Source organism: Pseudarthrobacter sp. NPDC058119, assembly GCF_042884655.1.
Classification (GTDB): domain Bacteria; phylum Actinomycetota; class Actinomycetes; order Actinomycetales; family Micrococcaceae; genus Arthrobacter.
This window is the reverse complement of the sequence record NZ_JBHVTN010000011.1, coordinates 43,192-59,653: the sequence shown is the minus strand read 5'-3', so window position 1 is coordinate 59,653 and position 16,462 is coordinate 43,192. Positions and strand designations below refer to the sequence as shown.

Annotated in this window: 14 protein-coding genes; 10 read left to right on the top strand and 4 right to left on the bottom strand. The window is 65.6% G+C overall.

Features of this window, described 5'->3' with window-relative positions; genetic code table 11:
• Nucleotides 1–91: 91 nt before the first annotated feature.
• Entirely contained in the window at nt 92–913 is an 822-nt protein-coding gene (locus tag ACFVTD_RS19665; RefSeq protein ID WP_387566392.1) for a lysophospholipid acyltransferase family protein, read from the top strand.
• Nucleotides 914–1,011: 98 nt separating this feature from the next.
• Complete coding sequence (locus ACFVTD_RS19660) at nt 1,012–2,403, top strand: class II 3-deoxy-7-phosphoheptulonate synthase (protein WP_387566389.1); 1,392 nt, start codon at nt 1,012–1,014, stop codon at nt 2,401–2,403.
• Nucleotides 2,404–2,448: 45 nt separating this feature from the next.
• Here the strand turns inward: ACFVTD_RS19660 and pknB are convergent, their stop codons facing one another.
• Both pknB and ACFVTD_RS19650 read right to left on the bottom strand, forming a co-directional pair.
• Nucleotides 2,449–4,527, bottom strand: coding sequence for a Stk1 family PASTA domain-containing Ser/Thr kinase (gene pknB / locus ACFVTD_RS19655; protein ID WP_387566386.1), 2,079 nt, complete (start codon nt 4,525–4,527; stop codon nt 2,449–2,451).
• A gap of 101 nt (nt 4,528–4,628) precedes the next feature.
• A complete protein-coding gene (locus ACFVTD_RS19650; RefSeq protein WP_387566383.1) occupies nt 4,629–6,029 on the bottom strand; it encodes a LysM peptidoglycan-binding domain-containing protein in 1,401 nt (466 codons plus the stop codon).
• A gap of 249 nt (nt 6,030–6,278) precedes the next feature.
• On the opposite strand from ACFVTD_RS19650, the gene ACFVTD_RS19645 reads away from it, so the two are divergent.
• The gene (locus ACFVTD_RS19645) at nt 6,279–6,632 is read left to right on the top strand and encodes an Rv2175c family DNA-binding protein (protein WP_387566380.1); all 354 of its coding nucleotides are present in this window, start codon (nt 6,279–6,281) and stop codon (nt 6,630–6,632) included.
• A 7-nt stretch (nt 6,633–6,639) separates the two neighbouring features.
• Here ACFVTD_RS19645 and ACFVTD_RS19640 read toward each other — a convergent pair whose 3' ends face one another.
• Nucleotides 6,640–7,734: a polyprenyl synthetase family protein gene (locus ACFVTD_RS19640; protein WP_387566377.1), complete on the bottom strand. Its 1,095-nt coding sequence runs from the start codon at nt 7,732–7,734 to the stop codon at nt 6,640–6,642.
• Nucleotides 7,731–8,249 (bottom strand): hypothetical protein, encoded by a 519-nt coding sequence (locus ACFVTD_RS19635; protein ID WP_387566370.1) that lies wholly within the window; start codon nt 8,247–8,249, stop codon nt 7,731–7,733. Before ACFVTD_RS19635 ends, ACFVTD_RS19640 begins: the two co-directional genes overlap by 4 nt.
• A gap of 124 nt (nt 8,250–8,373) precedes the next feature.
• Here ACFVTD_RS19635 and dinB point away from each other — a divergent pair, with 124 nt between their 5' ends.
• The 7 genes from dinB (at nt 8,374) to ACFVTD_RS19600 (ending at nt 16,462) form a co-directional block, all read left to right on the top strand.
• The gene (gene dinB / locus ACFVTD_RS19630) at nt 8,374–9,606 is read left to right on the top strand and encodes a DNA polymerase IV (RefSeq protein ID WP_387566368.1); all 1,233 of its coding nucleotides are present in this window, start codon (nt 8,374–8,376) and stop codon (nt 9,604–9,606) included.
• A 252-nt stretch (nt 9,607–9,858) separates the two neighbouring features.
• On the top strand, nt 9,859–10,230 hold the full coding sequence (locus tag ACFVTD_RS19625) for a DUF3040 domain-containing protein (protein ID WP_387566365.1): 372 nt from the start codon (nt 9,859–9,861) through the stop codon (nt 10,228–10,230).
• Between the two features lie 362 nt (nt 10,231–10,592).
• Nucleotides 10,593–11,021 carry a division/cell wall cluster transcriptional repressor MraZ gene (mraZ, locus tag ACFVTD_RS19620; protein WP_018763545.1) on the top strand — a complete coding sequence of 143 codons (429 nt, stop codon included), beginning with the start codon at nt 10,593–10,595 and terminating at the stop codon, nt 11,019–11,021.
• Nucleotides 11,022–11,188: 167 nt separating this feature from the next.
• A complete protein-coding gene (gene rsmH / locus ACFVTD_RS19615) occupies nt 11,189–12,181 on the top strand; it encodes a 16S rRNA (cytosine(1402)-N(4))-methyltransferase RsmH (RefSeq protein ID WP_387566362.1) in 993 nt (330 codons plus the stop codon).
• Nucleotides 12,178–12,882 (top strand): hypothetical protein, encoded by a 705-nt coding sequence (locus ACFVTD_RS19610; protein ID WP_387566359.1) that lies wholly within the window; start codon nt 12,178–12,180, stop codon nt 12,880–12,882. The genes rsmH and ACFVTD_RS19610 overlap by 4 nt, the downstream gene beginning before the upstream one ends.
• Nucleotides 12,883–12,930: 48 nt before the next feature.
• On the top strand, nt 12,931–14,733 hold the full coding sequence (locus ACFVTD_RS19605) for a peptidoglycan D,D-transpeptidase FtsI family protein (protein ID WP_387566356.1): 1,803 nt from the start codon (nt 12,931–12,933) through the stop codon (nt 14,731–14,733).
• 97 nt (nt 14,734–14,830) lie between these two features.
• Nucleotides 14,831–16,462, top strand: coding sequence for a UDP-N-acetylmuramoyl-L-alanyl-D-glutamate--2,6-diaminopimelate ligase (locus ACFVTD_RS19600; RefSeq protein ID WP_387566353.1), 1,632 nt, complete (start codon nt 14,831–14,833; stop codon nt 16,460–16,462).

Here is a 16,462-nt window from a genome sequence, read left to right as displayed (position 1 = left end):
TCCAGCCAAATCTCACTAGAGTAGGGTTGCATTGAATCGCTGGCCAGGCCCGACGCAGGGCCTGGGGCTGCCTTCCGGAGAGGTTCACCACGTGTTCTATTGGGTCATGAAACGGATCTTCCTCGGTCCAGTGATCAAGTTGCTTTTCAGGCCCTGGGTCAAGGGCCTGGACAACATCCCGGCGCAGGGGGCCGCCATCATCGCCTCCAACCACCTGTCGTTCTCCGATTCGATCTTCATGCCGCTCATGGTCCGGCGCCCGGTGGTCTTCCTTGCCAAATCGGAATACTTCACAGGAACCGGTATCAAGGGCCGGCTTACAGCCGCGTTCTTCCGCCTGACCAACCAGTTGCCCATGGACCGCTCAGGCGGCGCCGCCTCCGCAGCGTCCCTGAACGCCGGGATGGACGTGCTGGACGCCGGCGGCCTGCTGGGCATCTACCCGGAGGGGACGCGAAGCCCTGACGGCCGCTTGTACCGCGGAAAGGTTGGGGTTGCCAGGCTGGCGCTGCAGGCGGGGGTCCCCGTGATTCCGGTGGCCATGATCGGCACCGACAAGGTCCAGCCCATTGGCAAGCGGCTGCCCAACATCCGCAGGATTGGCATGATCTTCGGCGAACCACTCGATTTCAGCCAGTACCGGGACCAGGCTGAGGACCGGGCGGTCCAGCGCCAGGTAACGGACCAGATCATGTCCCGGCTGCTGCGTCTCTCCGGCCAGGAATACGTGGACGAATATGCGGCAGTGGTGAAGCTGCGGCTCGCCGGCAAGCCCGAGGAGCCACTCGCCGCAGCCGAGCCCCTTGCCGCCCCTGCAGCCTCCGACGCACGATTCGTCCAGGAGGCCGGCTCCGGCGAAGCGGCTCCCCAGCCGGCAGTGAAGGACGACGACGGCACGAAGGCCAGGGGATAGCGGAACCCTCCGGCGCGCCGGCGTCAGTTGTGACGGGGACAGCGGGCAGCGTGACGGTCCGGTGCCCGCCGCTGCCGCGCTGCCGTTAGTCTTAGAAGGTGACTGAGCTATCTGCAAAACCAGCCTTTTCTCTGTCCAGCACCGCCCAGAGCGGAGCGGCCAACTATCCCGGACTGGACCACTGGCGGGACCTCCCCATCTCCCAGCAGCCCAGCTGGCAGGACAAGGATGTATTCGAGGCCTCCGTGAAGGAATTGTCGGTCCTTCCGCCACTGGTGTTTGCAGGTGAAGTCGATGTCCTGCGCGAGCGGCTGGCAGCCGCCGCCCAGGGCAAGGCGTTCCTCCTGCAGGGAGGCGACTGCGCGGAGACCTTCGACGCCGCCACGGCGGACAAGATCAGCGCCCGCGTCAAGACGATCCTCCAGATGGCAGTGGTGCTCACCTACGGCGCCGCGATGCCGGTCATTAAAATGGGCCGCATGGCGGGCCAGTTCGCCAAGCCGCGTTCCTCCAACGACGAAACCCGTGACGGCGTGACCCTGCCCGCCTACCGCGGCGACATTGTCAACGGGTACGACTTCACTCCTGAGTCCCGCGGCCACGACGCCGCACGCATGCTCCGGGCCTACCATACGTCGGCCTCCACCCTGAACCTCATCCGCGCCTTTACGCAGGGCGGCTTCGCGGACCTGCGCTCGGTGCACCAGTGGAACATGGGGTTCACCGAAAACCCTGCCCACGCCCGCTATGAATCGCTGGCCCGCGACATCGACCGTGCCATCAAGTTCATGGACTCGTGCGGCGCCGACTTCGAAGCCCTCAAGCGCGTGGAGTTCTTCGCAAGCCACGAGGCACTGCTGCTGGACTACGAGCGCGCGCTGACCCGCATCGATTCCCGCACCGGCTTCCCCTATGACACCTCCGCCCACTTCCTGTGGATCGGCGAGCGTACCCGGGAACTGGACCACGCCCACGTGGACTTCCTCTCACGGGTACGCAACCCGATCGGCGTCAAGCTTGGCCCGTCCACCACCGGGGACGACGCCCTGCGCCTGATCGACAAGCTGGACCCGGAACGCGAACCCGGCCGCCTTACGTTCATCACCCGCATGGGTGCGGGCAACATCCGCGAGAAGCTGCCCGCCGTCGTCGAGAAAGTCACCGCCTCCGGGGCGCAGGTCCTGTGGGTCACCGACCCCATGCACGGCAACACGGTCACCTCGCCCAACGGGTACAAGACGCGCAACTTCGACGACGTCATCGACGAAGTGCGTGGCTTCTTCGAGGTGCACCACGGCCTGGGTACGGTACCGGGCGGCCTGCATGTGGAGATGACGGGCGACGACGTCGCAGAGTGCCTGGGCGGCGCCGACCCGATCGACCAGGACGCTTTCCTGGACCGCTACGAGTCTGTCTGCGATCCCCGCCTGAACCACATGCAGTCCCTCGAGATGGCGTTCCTGGTGGCCGGCGCCCTCGCCAAGCACTAGGGACATCACTGCCTAAGGTGGGCCGGCGATGCCGGCCCACCGGGACTACACCACGGTGATGGTGACCACGGAGCCTTCCGGGACTTCCCGGTTCACCGGCGACTGGTCCCGGACCGTGCCGAAGAAGCCGCCCAGGATGTTGTTGCGGCGGACTTCGAATCCGAGCTTCTTCAGGGCCTGTTCTGCTTCGGTGGCCTGCTTGCCGATAAAGCTTGGGACCGCCACCATTTTGGGACCCTTGGAAATGGTCAGGGTGACGGTTCCGCCCCGGGTGAGCGTCCCGTCCGCCGGGGTCTGGCTGACGACGGCGCCCTCCGGAACATTCCGGTCGAACACCCGGTCCGGGGCTACCTTGGCAGTAAGGCCTGCTGCCTCAATGGCGGCGACGGCATCGTTGCCGTTTTTTCCTACGACCGACGGAACCGGAAGCGGCTGCGGGCCTTTGGAAACGGTGATTCCCACAGGGGTCCCGTGCCTGGCGGGCGTGCCGGCGCCTGGATCCTGGGACAGGACGCTTCCGGCAGGTGCCTGGTCGTCGAATTTTTCCGTGACCGCGCCCAGCGCCATCTCCGCCGCGTTGAGGGTTTTCTTCGCATCGTCCAGGTTCCCGCGGGTGAGGTCCGGCAGGGGGAAAAGCTGCGGACCTTTGGACACCAGCAGGGAGACCGGCTGGAACTTCCGGATTTGCGTCCCTGCCGCCGGATCGCTGCCCACCACGATTCCGGTGGGCACGTCGTCGTCGAACACATCACTCGTGGTGGAGTGGAAGCCCACCCCGTCCAGGACCTGCTGGGCCTGGGCCACGGTCTTGTTGGCCACCGCGGGAACAGCGGCGGCGGCACCGGGACCCATGCCGAAAAACCACCCTGCACCCGTTGCCAGGAGTGCGGCGAGGATCAGGACCACGACCCATATGAGGCCGCGGCGGCGCGGATTTCCGTCCCGCAGGGTGCGCACCGGCGTGGCGGCCGCCTCGGCACGGAGTTTCTCGCTTTCCCTGTCGGCCTTGCGTTGTGCCCGCTTGCCCAGCCGCGGCGGCGGGGGAGACCAGCCGCTGTCGGCGGCGTCGTCGTCGGGCAGCGTGAGTCCCGGGCGTTGGTGGTAGGCCACCTGCTCCGTCGGGTTTGCCTCCGCCTGCTGGGACTGCCGCGGCGGGTGGGCAGGTGCAGCCGGCCGGGACGGGGGCATCATGGTTGTCGGGTTGCTGGTGCGGCCCAGCACCTCGGTCTGGTGCATGGCGGCAGCCGCGGCAGCTGCCGGCGGCTGCAGGTCCAGTTCCGCATCGGTGAGGTTGGTACGGATGTGGCGCAGTTCCTGGAGCAGCGCGTTCCCGTCCACGGGCCGGTTCTCCGGATCGTTGGCGGTGCACCACTGCACCAGTTCGTCCACCTCGCCCGCCAACCGCGGGACCAGGTCCGACGGCGGCCCCACCACATCGTTGACGTGCTGGTAGGCCACCTGGATGGGTACTTCGCCCTCGAACGGCTGCCGCCCGGTCAACATTTCGTACAGCATGATGCCAACCGCATAGACGTCGCTGCGGGCATCCGCCGGCTTACCCAGGACCAGTTCCGGCGAGATGTACGCCACTGTTCCAATCAGGGCGCCGGTGCTGGTTGAGCTGGTGACGGCACGGGCCAGGCCAAAGTCGCCGATCTTGATCCGGCCGTCGTCGGCGATCAGGACGTTTTCCGGCTTGACGTCGCGGTGGATGAAGCCGGCAGCGTGGGCGGCAGCCAGGCCCTCCACCACCGGATCGATCAGGGCCAGCGCCAGCCGGGGTGTCAGGGCGCCCCTCTCCTTGAGGACGTCCCTGAGCGTATGGCCCTTGATGTATTCCATGACGAGGTAGGCGGTATTGCCGTCGTTGCCCTGGTCGAGGACTCCCACCACGTGCGGGTGGGACAGCCGGGCAGCAGCCTTGGCTTCACGGCCCAGCCTGCCCAGGAAGTTTTCGTCGGCGGCGAGGTGGGGATGAAGCACTTTCAGCGCCACCTCACGGTCCAGCCTTTGGTCCACCGCCAGGTAGACGGTGGACATCCCGCCACGGGCAAGCCTGGAAGTGACTGCATAGCGGTTGTCCACCAGCGTCCCTACAACTGGGTCTGACACGTGTTCCTGCACCTTACGATCCTAGTCCCGCAGCAAAACGCGTCCGAAATGAAAACGGGTCCGAACCGGTAACGGTTCGGACCCGCAGGCTTGAAGCTGTCAGTTGCCGAAGCTCAGCTGAAGTTCTTCTGGTGTGCCTTGATGGCCGCGAGGTAGGCCTTGGTGTCGTCGTACATGCCGTACTTGCTCACGGAGTACTGGCCCTGGTAGTAACCCGCGATGGCGGTGTCCTGGTCTTTGCTGGTGGCCAGCAGCTGCCGGATGATGGCCACGCCGGCCGTGGCGTTGTCGTACGGGTCCAGCAGGTTCAGCTTCCGCCCCACCAGGTCCGATGCCCACTGCCCGGAGCTGGGAATGACCTGCATGGTGCCGATTGCATTGGCCGGGGAGACGGACCGCTGGTTGAAGCCGGATTCCTGGAAAGCGAAAGCCATGGCCAGCGAGGGATCCACGCCCATGCGCCGTGCGGTGTCGGCAACGATGTTCTTCATTTCATCCCGGGAAGGAACGGGAGAGGCGTTCAGCAACGCCTTGTTTTCGTTGGCTGAGCTGACAACAGCGGCCGGGTAGCTGAAACCCAGGAAGGAGCTGGGAACCAGCGGTGCGGCCGCCGGCTGGGGTGCTGCTGCGGGCTGCGCGGCCGGCTGGCCGGAGCCGCCGGGAATGACCAGCCTGCTGCCCGGGTAGATGACAGTGGTCATACCCAGGTTGTTGGCCGCGAGTAGGTCCGACAGTTTGACGCCGTGGCGGGACGCAATGGCGGAGAGCGTATCGCCGGCCTTGATGGTGTAGGAGCCTGTTGCCGGCGCGGAGGTATTTGCCAGTGCCGGTGCCGGGGCCGGGGCGGCGGGAGCTGCCGGTGCCGGGGCTGCCAGGGCAGGAGCGGCGTCGCCGCCGCCTACCTTGACCTTTTGTCCCGGGTAGATGATGGAGCGCATGGAGAGGTTGTTCCAGGCGAAGACGTCCGAAAGGGAGACGTTGTGCTTCGCGGCGATCGCTCCCAGGGTGTCCCCGGCCTTCACCGTGTAGGTTGCGCCGCCCGTGGGTGCAGGCGCTGCGGGGGCGGCGGCAGGTGCGGGAGCGGGAGCCGCGGGCGCCGCCGTGCCGGACAGCTTGAGCTTCTGGCCCGGGTAGATGATCGTGTTGGCCTGCAGGTTGTTCAGCCTAAGGATGTCCCCGGTATTCAGGCCGAAACGGCCGGCGATCCCGCTGACCGTATCCCCGCGGACGATCGTGTACTCCGCGGGTGCCGCCGGCTGCGCGGGCTGGAATGCTGCGGGAATGGTGGTGGAGACAACGGCAGCGGGAATGATGGTCCCGGCCGCCTTCGCTTCGGCCTGTGCCTTCATTGCTGCTGCGAGGCTGCTGGGAATGTTCCTCACCGGCTGCTGGGCCGTGGCCGGCTCGGCGAGGGCCAAGGATGACAAAACGACCGCTGGCAGCGCCGCTGTGGTGGCGGCAATCATGGGCAGACTCGGCTTGGGGGGCTGCTTGCGCGAGCGGGACATCGTCATCGGAAAGAATCCTCTTCTCAACTGCGGGTGCGGACGCGGACGGGGATGCCGCTGTCAATCTTGATACTACTGTGACTCAAGTTAATACTGTTACAACTGTGATGTGTGTGAATCTCTCATGAATTTGCGGATAGCACAAGAATTTTTGAAATTCGGGTAATGGCTTCTTTTTGGGAGTGTCCGCAGGCCAGGGCCGGATTGCATCGCCCCGACTAGGCGCCGGGGCGGGCGGCGTGGCAACCTTTATCCGTGAGTAATGTAGAAAACCTGGTGGGCCAGTGGCTACCGCTGCCCGACGTCGCCCGTTTATTGGATGTTTCAGTCACCAAGGTGCACAGCCTGATTGACGAGCGTTCCCTGGCGGCCCTGCGCGTGGGCGAACGGAAAATACGGTCGGTGCCCGCGGAATTCATCCAGGACGGCCAGGTGGTGGACAGCTTAAGGGGAACCATCGTGGTGCTGGCAGATGCCGGCTACTCGGATGAGGACCTTATTGTGTGGCTGTTCACGGAAGACGAATCCCTCCGAGGCCGTCCCATCGACGCCCTGCGGGAAGGCCGCAAGACGGAAATCCGGCGCCGGGCCCAAACCCTGGCCTGGTAACAGCCCCCTAGGAGGCTCGGCTGACCGTTGCCTCAGCCAGCCTCCGCAGGGCGGTTTTGGGCAACTCTTCCAGTTCCAGCCCGTCGAGCGCCTCGAAAGCTGCTGCCCCGAATTCGCCGATGAGCACTTCAGTGGCCTGCAGTGCACCGGAATCCTCGATTATCCGCCGGATTTCGAGGATGTCAGCGTCAGACAACTCGGGACTGCCAAGGCTTGCATCAATAAAGGCCGATTCCTCGGGAGACGCCTGGTCCAGGGCCAGTGCCACCAGGACTGTCCGCTTCCCCTCGCGCAGGTCATCGCCCGCGGGTTTGCCCGTGGTCAACGGATCGCCAAAGACGCCCAGGACGTCGTCGCGCAACTGGAAGGCTTCGCCCAGCGGCAGGGCAAACGCTGAGTAGCCCCGAAGCAGATCGTTGGTGGCGCCCGCCAGGGCCCCGCCCAGGGCCAGGGGGTGTTCCGTGGAGTACTTTGCGCTCTTGAACCGGATGATCGACTGTGCCCTGCCGACGGCACCGGCCCGGTCCCGGACCGGACCTGCCACTTCTTCGAGGATGTCCAGGTATTGGCCGGCCATGACCTCGGCCCTCATGAGGTTGAAGATCAGCCGCGCCCTGCTTCCAGCTGCGGCCCGCTCACCGATGTCAGTGAACGCCTCCTCACTGAAGGAGAGGCAAAGGTCGCCCGCCAGGATGGCAGCCGCCTGGCCAAACCGTTCGCTGTCCAGTGCCCAGCCCTGCGAGGTGTGAAGCTGGCTGAAACGGCGGTGCACGCTGGGACCGCCCCGCCGGGTATCCGATCGGTCGATGATGTCGTCGTGGATCAGGGCAGCCGCCTGGAACAGCTCCAGCGCGGCGCCGGCCGTCACCACCTGGCCCGCTCCCGCGTCGCCGCCAGCGCCCCGCCAGCCCCAGTAGCACATCAGCGCGCGGAGCCGCTTGCCGCCGGTCACCAGGTTGGAGATCGATCCCATGATGGGTTCGATGTCCGGGGAGATGCCGGACATCACGGATTGCCGTGCCGTCAGGAAGCCGGTGAGCTCACCGGCCACCCCCGCCACAAAGTCGGCCTGTTCGTTCCTCAGCTGCTCGGCGGCCGTCACTTGGCTGACTCAGCTGCCACGTTGGCACCGATGGTGAAGGTGGAAACGCCCGCGGCTTCAACCACGGAAAGGTTGACAGTCTCGTTGTCACCGCGGACGAAATCCTTGGAGGCCACCCCGCCCACGTTGTCGCCGGGGACCGCTTTGAAGCCCTGGCCTTCCAAGGCCTTGGTGTAGAAGTCGAGGACGGCTGCGGTGGGAGCCGTCACTGTGCCCACGAGTGCTGCCGTTGCCGGAGTGGAAGCCTTGTCGAAGCTGCTCGATACCACCGTTGCCCCTGTCATGAGCGGGAGGAGCTGCTGCGGGAAGCCCTCCACCACGGCGCCCACGGTTGCGGACGTGTTGGGCGACGCCGAAGGGCTGGGTGAGGCCGTGATGGCGGACTGGGAGGCGGCAACGGACGGGGACGGCTCGGCTTGTCCGGACGGTGCCTGGCTGCAACCGGCCAGGACCAGCGCCCCAACAGCGGCAAGCGCGGCCAGGCCAGCTGGCTTGAAGTATCCAATAGCCGTCACGAAGACTTTCCTCCTGGTGTTGTTGGCGGAACCAGCCTCCAGTTTAGCCAGCCTGCCATGCGCTCCCGACAAACGAGTCCAGCCCGGACAAGCCGATAGGATTGCAGCCGTGGGGCCAGCAGGTATGAACCAGGTATCCGCCGCGTGCCTTCCGGGCCGCCGGCGCACGTGCATCATGCACGTCGACATGGATGCCTTCTTCGTTTCGGTGGAGCTGCGGACGCGGCCCGAACTGCGCGGCAAGCCGGTGATCGTCGGCTTCCCCGGAGAGCGTTCGGTAGTCCTGTCCGGCTCCTATGAGGCCCGGGCCTTCGGCGTCAAATCTGCGATGCCCATGGCTGTGGCGCTGCGGATGTGCCCGCAGGCCGTGGTGATCGAACCGCGGCACAAGCTCTACTACGAGGTGTCCGGGCAGCTGATGGCCATCTTTGAATCCATCACCGGCCTGGTCGAGCCGCTGAGCGTTGACGAGGCCTTCCTTGACGTCACGGGTGCGATCCGCAGGCTGGGGCCGCCCCGCGGCATCGGTGAGCTGATCCGCCGCCGGGTGGCAGCGGAGCTCGGCATCACCGCTTCGGTGGGCATTGCGGAGACCAAGTTCGTTGCCAAAATCGCGTCCACCCGGTGCAAGCCGGACGGGCTCCTGCTCATCGGCCCAGACCAGACGGTGCCTTACTTGCACAGCCTGCCCGTGGGTGCCCTCTGGGGCGTGGGTGCCAAGACCAAAGAGGTGCTGGCAAAGATGGGCATCAGTACCGTGGCGGACGTGGCAGCTACTCCCGTGTCGTCCTTGAAGAAGGTCCTGGGCGCAACGGGGGAGCACGTCCACCAGCTCGCCTGGGGCATTGATCCGCGCCCGGTGACGCCGGTCCGGCTTGAGAAGAGCATCGGTGCGGAGGAGACCTTTGCCACAGATACCGACGACGATGCCCTTCTTCGCAGGGAGCTGCTGCGCCTTTCCCACCGCACCGCCGGCCGCCTGCGCAGTTCCGGGATGGTGGCCCGCACCGTGGCCCTGAAATTGCGGTTCGCTGATTTCTCCACCATCACCCGCAGCAGGACCGTGCAGACCCCGGTGGACAGCGCCCAGCTGCTCTACGCTGTGGCACTCCAGCTCCTTGAGTCCGTCGGAACCAGGGCCATGCCAGTGCGCCTGGTGGGAGTCAGGGCTGAACAGCTCGAGGAAGCAGCCCGGACCTCGCTCCAGCTGAGCATTGACCGCAGGGATGACAACTGGCGGGCGGCCGAGCAGGTACTCGACGAAGTGGCGCGGAAATTCGGCAACAAATCGGTCCTTCCGGCCCGTCTGATGGAGCCCGAAAAGGGGCCGGACGGCAGTACCGGGCGGCCCGGCTGACGGGGTCCGCCGAAGTCATTGCCGTCTTTCAGATCAGCCCTCGACAATCTATCCTTAGAGATACATAGTTTCGAGTGAATGGACTTACTGCCGGACCCTCTTGGACATGCTCCCGCTCCCGCGACCGCATGCTGGGTTCCTGTTTTGGCCAAGGCCGGCCGGGCGGGAACTTTCCAGCAGCAGCAGGCGTTCTACGGAGTAGAAGTAGTGGCTGGGATCAGCCCGGACGTTGGCCTACAAAAGGAGGTCGTGATGCCGCTGTCGGAGCACGAACAGAAGCTGCTTGAGCAGCTTGAGAAGCAGCTTCACGAGGACGACCCGAAATTCGCGAACTCAATGGGTTCGGATCCGGGGCGTTCATGGTCAACCAGGCATGTGGTCATCGGTGTCCTCGGCGCGCTGGCAGGCGTGTTCCTGCTGCTGGTGGGGGTCACCCTGCAAAGCATTCTCGTGGGAGTCCTGGGATTTGTGGTGATGGGCGGCGGGGTTTACTTCGCCACGATGCGCAGTTCCCGCGGCAAGGCCCGATCCAAGGCTGCGGGCGGAAAGCCCGGCAAGCAGCGCAGTTCGTTCATGAGCAGCCTCGAAGAGCGCTGGGATGAGCGCCGCAGGGGTGAGCCCTAACCCCGGAGCCCGGCCGGCCGTATTGCGGCCCCCAGCTCCTCCATTTCGCTCCCCGGCCACGGGGAATCGACGTAAAAGGCCCGCTCCGGCGGGTCTTTTCGCATTTAATCGGCAAATTCCTGCGGATACCACCCGTCCGCTGTCCCGCCGCATTCCGCGGGCGCCGCCGGGTGGCAAATTTCCTCCACTTCCCACCACCGCCTCGAATCCCCGTCATTTCGCCGAACCTTTCCCATTATTTGCCCTCGTCGGGGGCCGTTTTGCGTTGACTGTGGTGGAAAGTGGAGTAATGTGGAGGACATAAGAGGGTGGTTGCAACATAGGGGATGTGCAGTTCCTGACGGCGGACAGGCGGTGGGCCAGTGTTTCTGGGCACTCACTCGCCGCGTCTGGACGAAAAGGGACGGATCATTCTCCCCGCTAAGTTCCGCGAGGAACTTGCCAGCGGCCTGGTGCTCACGAGGGGCCAGGAGCGTTGCATCTACGTCTTCAGCGAGAAGGAATTTGCGCGGGTCCACGAGCAGATGCGGGAGGCTCCAATCTCCTCCAAGCAGGCACGTGACTACATCCGCGTTTTTCTCTCTGGAGCCTCGGACGAGGTACCTGACAAGCAGGGGCGCGTGACTATTCCACCGGCGCTCCGGGAGTACGCAGGACTCGGAAGGGAACTTGCCGTCATCGGCGCCGGTACCCGCGCCGAGATCTGGGACGCCCAGGCTTGGAATGAATACCTCGCGGAGAAGGAAACAGCCTTTTCCGAAACTGACGATCCCATCCCGGGCATTCTCTGAATTCCGGAGGGAGCGGCAGGGACGTTTCTTGGATGAGATCTCCAGCCGGCCCATCGGCTGCCAACCTGGCTCACCTTCCCCGGAGCCAGGCGGGCATGACGGTAGGCGCGGATGGGGATCTGATCCCAGGAACAGCAGGGGACAACGACGGCGGGAAAGGACAAGGCGTGACCGATCAACCCAAGCCCACGTCCGAACGCCATGTGCCGGTCCTTCGCGACCGGTGCATCAATTTGTTGGCACCTGGATTCGAGGCGGCGAGGCTGCGCGGCGAAACCCCCATTGCCGTCGACACCACCTTGGGCATGGGCGGCCACTCCGAGGCCATGCTCCAGCGGTTCCCCGACCTCCACCTCATCGGCATCGACCGGGACGAGGAAGCGCTGGCTCTCGCCGGGGAGCGGCTGGCGCCGTTCGCCGCCCGGACGGACCTGGTCCACGCGGTGTATGACGAGATCCAGGATGTCCTGGCAGACCTCGGCGTCGCCGAGGTGCATGGAATCCTCATGGACCTGGGCGTCTCCTCCCTGCAGCTTGACGAACGTGAGCGGGGATTCGCGTACTCCTTCGACGCGCCGCTGGACATGCGAATGGACACCAGTCGCGGCCAGACCGCCGCGGACGTAGTGAATACGTACAGCGAAGAAGACCTGGTGCGGATCATCCGGAAATGGGGCGAGGAAAAGTTCGCCGGCCGGATTGCCAACAGGATCGTGGCCGCGCGTGCCGTCAAGGAATTCACCACGACCGGCGAACTCGTGGAACAGATCCGTTCCGTAGTGCCGGCCTCCGCTGCCAAGTCGGGTGGACATCCGGCCAAGCGGACCTTCCAGGCATTGCGGATCGAGGTCAACGAGGAACTCGATGTCCTGGAACGGGCCGTTCCCGCCGCCGTCGAATCCCTGGCCCTGGGTGGACGCATTGTGGTCATGTCCTACCACTCCCTGGAAGACAAGATCGTCAAAGGCGTTTTCCAGTCCCGCTCCAAGTCTTCGGCTCCCCTCGGTTTTCCGGTGGAACTGGAGGAACACAAACCCGAACTCAAGACCCTGACCAAAGGCACCGAGGTGCCAACCGCCGTCGAAATCGCCGAAAACCCGCGTGCTGCCTCCGCCAGGCTTCGTGCGGCAGAACGAATCAGAGCCAGGAGAGCTGCATGAGCACCGCCGCCGTCAAGAACTTTCCCGTTGTTTCCGGCAGCTCGGCGCCCGACACCAGGCCGGCAGGCAAGCCGGGTGGGGGACAGAAGGCCCGCACACCGCTCTCGGTGGTCCGCTCGGCGCCCCGGAAGCGCCGTGCACCCTTCGTTGTGCTGTGCTTCGCCATGCTCGCAGTGGCACTGGTGGCGGTGCTGGTCCTGAACATCTCAGTGTCCACCGCCCAGTACCAGTTGGTGGAGCTGCGCGCCAAGCAGAGCTCACTGACGAAGACCAACCAGGACCTGACCCAGCAGGTGCAGAGCTTTGAAGCTCCCCAGAACCTCGCGGCCAAGGCCACCGAGCTGGGAATGGTCGCCTCCACCGTCAAAGGACAGATTGACCTATCCACACTCTCGGTGACCGGCAAGGCCACCCCCGCAGTTAAAGGGGCACCGGTGGGAGCGGTAATCCCTGCGCCGGCCGTCGCAGGTCAGCAGATCGTACCGTCACCCAAGGACGCGGCCGCCGGCAACACAACGGCTCCCGTCGCGGGCCGGACTTCCTCAGCCCCGGCGGCGGAAGCGGCCCAGGCGGCAACACAGGCCCAGGCCGCAGCCCAGGCCGCGGCTCAGGCCGCAGCCGCACAAGCGGCAGCAACTCCGGCCCCTGAACTTCACGGCGGCTCGGTGCCGGCTCCCCAGCAAAAGGTTCCCGGACAGTAGGCTGGCACGCAGGCCAGGCAGCAGCGTCGAGCAGCAAGGAAATTCACGGTGGCGAAGACGACCGGCAACGCAGTAAAAAGCAAGGTACCCAACGCCACCAAGCGACTGCGCCTGGGACTGGGTATCATGCTCACGCTCCTGCTGGTGGTGGGCGGCAAGCTCTTCCTGGTCCAGGGGCTGGATGTCGGCGGCATGGCGGAAGCTGCCCTGAACAGCCGCATGACCTCCGCCATCCTGCCCGCCGAGCGGGGCAGCATCCTGGACTCGCGGGGCACCGTCCTGGCCAACAGCGTGATCCGCTACAACATCGTGGTTGACCAGCGGGTCAACACCAAAACCGAGTCCTACAAACGGCTCGACCAAACTGACGGGCACGAAAAGCTGGTGGACGTCAGCCGCGACCAGGCAATCTCCGAACTCGCAGCGGCCCTGGGCATGGACACCAATGCCGTCCACGACGCCGTCACCGGAACGCAGCCCTATTACATCGTGGCCAAGGACGTGAAGCCTGACGTCGAGGACAGGATCTCCAAGCTCCAGGTGCCAGGCATTGTTGCGGAGGGCGTCAGCAAGCGCGTCTACCCCAATGGCGCCGTGGCCGGGGGAGTGGTGGGATTCCTCCAGGACGGGACCACCGGGCAGGCCGGCATTGAGCAGACACAGGATGACAAACTGAAGGGAACGGACGGCAAGCGCCTGTTCGAGATCGGGGCCGACGGGCTCCGCATCCCGGTTGGTTTGGACGAGCTGACGCCGCCCCAGAACGGCAAGGACGTCAAACTCACCCTCAACTCCGACCTCCAGTACTTTGCCCAGCAGGCCATCCAGAGCCAGGCAGACAAACTAAGCGCCGAATGGGGCGTCATCATCGTGATGGACGCCAAGACGGGCAACCTGCTGGCCCTGGCCGACACGAACGCCCCCGACCCCAACAACCCTGGCGCCGTGGCCGCCAAGGACCGCGGGGTCCGCTCCGTGACCGCGGCGTATGAGCCCGGTTCGGTGGAGAAGATGATGACCGCCGCAGCCGTGATCGATGAGGGCCTGGCCAAGCCGCTGGATACGTTCACCATCCCACCCACCTACACGGTTGACGGCCAGACTTTCAGCGACGCATTCACCCATGGCACCGAGGAACGGACGCTGGCCGGAATCATCGGGTACTCCATGAACACCGGCACCGTCATGGCGGGCCAGCGGCTCAGCAAGGAACAGCGCTACGACTGGCTGAAGAAGTTCGGCATCGGCGAAGCACCGGATATCGGACTGCCCGCCACGGCATCGGGCATCCTGACACCCTCGGACCAGTGGGACGGGCGCCAGCAGTACACTGTCCTCTTTGGCCAGGGCGTCTCCCAATCGACGCTCCAGACGGTCCGCGCCTACCAAAGCATCGCCAACAACGGTGTGATGCTGCAGCCGCGGCTGATCGATTCCTACATTTCACCTGACGGCACCGAGGAGAAGGTACCCGCCCAGCCGCCCCGGCAGATCGTTTCGGACAGTACGGCCCAGCAGGTCCAGGACATCCTGGAAAGTGCCGTCACCGAGGGCGAAATCAAGGATGCCGGCATCGACGGTTACCGGGTAGGGGCCAAGACCGGTACCTCCGAATCGCCCTGCGACGACGGCAAGCCCGGCTACTGCGGCTACACCGCCTCCATCGTGGGAATGGCACCAATGGATGATCCGCGGTTTATTGTGGAGGTGGTGCTCCAGCGGCCGAAGGGCAGCATTTACGGCATCACCAACGGGCCGGTGTTCCGGTCCGTGATGAGCCAGGCGCTGCGGACCTACAACGTCCAGCCTTCAACCGGCGAGCCGGCCAGGATGCCCCAGTACGCCAAGTAGCAGCCGTCCCACGCCGGAAGTACCAGCAGCATCCAGCGCATCACAGTGCCCGGGGAAGAACCATGCCGGGCACGCACTAGCACCATCGGAGATCCCCTTGTCAGAGTTCACCACGCCCGGCAGCGACGCAGCCGGGGATGAAAAAGCAGGCCGCTTCCGCCCTGCAGCCGTAGCGCCCGTCCCGCTGGCCGCCGTCGGGCAGGCCGTTGGCGTGGCAGTACCCGCTCCGGCCGCTGACTTGGAGATCACCGGCATATCTCTCAACTCGCGCACCGTGGAGCCCGGGGACCTCTACGTGGCGTTGCCCGGCGCCAGCAGGCACGGCGCAGACTTTGCCACGGACGCCATCGGAGCCGGGGCGGTGGCCGTTTTGACGGACGACGCCGGCGCGCGCCTGCTCGCCCTCTCCGCGGACACACCGGTGCCCGTGCTCGTCGTCGAAAAGCCCCGCAATGTGGTGGGGCCGCTCTCAGCCATGATCTACGGGAGCCAGCCGCCCGGCGGGACCCCGCTACAGCTTTTCGGCGTCACGGGTACCAACGGCAAGACCACCACCACCTACTTCATCACCTCGCTGCTGCGCGCCCTGGGCCGGCAGACCGGGTTGATCGGCACCATCGAGATCCTGGCCGGAGGGGTGCCGATTCCCAGCCTCCTGACTACCCCGGAATCCACCGAGGTGCACGGCCTTATTGCCCTGATGCGCGAGCGAGGGCTCGACGCGGCGGCCATGGAAGTGTCCTCGCATGCCATTTCATACCAGCGGGTGGACGGGCTCCTCTTCGACGTCGCTGGATTCACCAACCTCACCCAGGACCACCTGGACCTCCACAACACGATGGAGGAGTACTTCGCCACCAAGGCAGAGCTTTTCACGCCAGGCCGTGCCCGGCGGGCAGTTGTAACGGTCGACGACGAGTGGGGCCGGCAGCTGGCCGGCACCGCCCAGGTGCCGGTCACCACGCTCAGCACCACTGGTTTGGTATCGGCGGACTGGACCGTCACCGCGGCATCGCCACAGGGGCTCGGGACCCGGTTCACGCTCAGCGGGCCCGGCGGCGCCAACCTCGAGGTCCGCACCGGGCTGCCCGGCAGCTTCAATGTCGCCAATGCCGCCCTGGCCGTCCTCATGGTCCTCGCCTCCGGCGTCGATCCTGCTGTCCTGCAGGCCGCGCTGGACACCGCGGACCCCTTCACGGTGGCGGTGCCCGGACGGATGCAGCTGGTCTCCGACCGGCCGGCCGCCGTGGTGGATTTCGCCCACAACACCGACGCCCTGGCACGGGCGCTTGAAGCGGTCCGCTCACCGGAACCGGACTCGCGCCTGATCGTCGTCTTCGGCGCCACCGGACAGCGGGACCAGGGCAAACGGCCGGCCATGGGAGCCATCGCTGCCCGCCTCGCCGACACCGTGATCATCACCGACGACGACCCCCACGACGAGGATGCTGCGGCGATCCGCGCCGACGTTATGGCCGGCGCCCGTGAAGCCCTCGGCAACGAGTCCCTGGGCACCGAAGTGCAGGAGGTCTTCCCTCGCGCGGAGGCCATCCGGCACGCCGTGGCGCTGGCACGTCCGCAGGACACCATCCTTGTCGCGGGCCGCGGCCACGAAGTATGGCAGGAAGTGAAGGGCGTGAATATCGCCCTGGACGACAGGGTGGAACTGCGGACCGCCTTGACAGCCAGGGGATTCAACGTTCTCCATGACGACCGGATAGAGTCCTAG

Bases quoted from the DNA above. Each gene is read 5' to 3' on its own strand.
- ACFVTD_RS19650 (WP_387566383.1), bottom strand. From the start codon at position 6,029: ATGACGATGTCCCGCTCGCGCAAGCAGCCCCCCAAGCCGAGTCTGCCC.
- dinB (WP_387566368.1), top strand. From the start codon at position 8,374: ATGAACCAGGTATCCGCCGCGTGCCTTCCGGGCCGCCGGCGCACGTGC.
- ACFVTD_RS19625 (WP_387566365.1), top strand. From the start codon at position 9,859: ATGCCGCTGTCGGAGCACGAACAGAAGCTGCTTGAGCAGCTTGAGAAG.
- ACFVTD_RS19610 (WP_387566359.1), top strand. From the start codon at position 12,178: ATGAGCACCGCCGCCGTCAAGAACTTTCCCGTTGTTTCCGGCAGCTCG.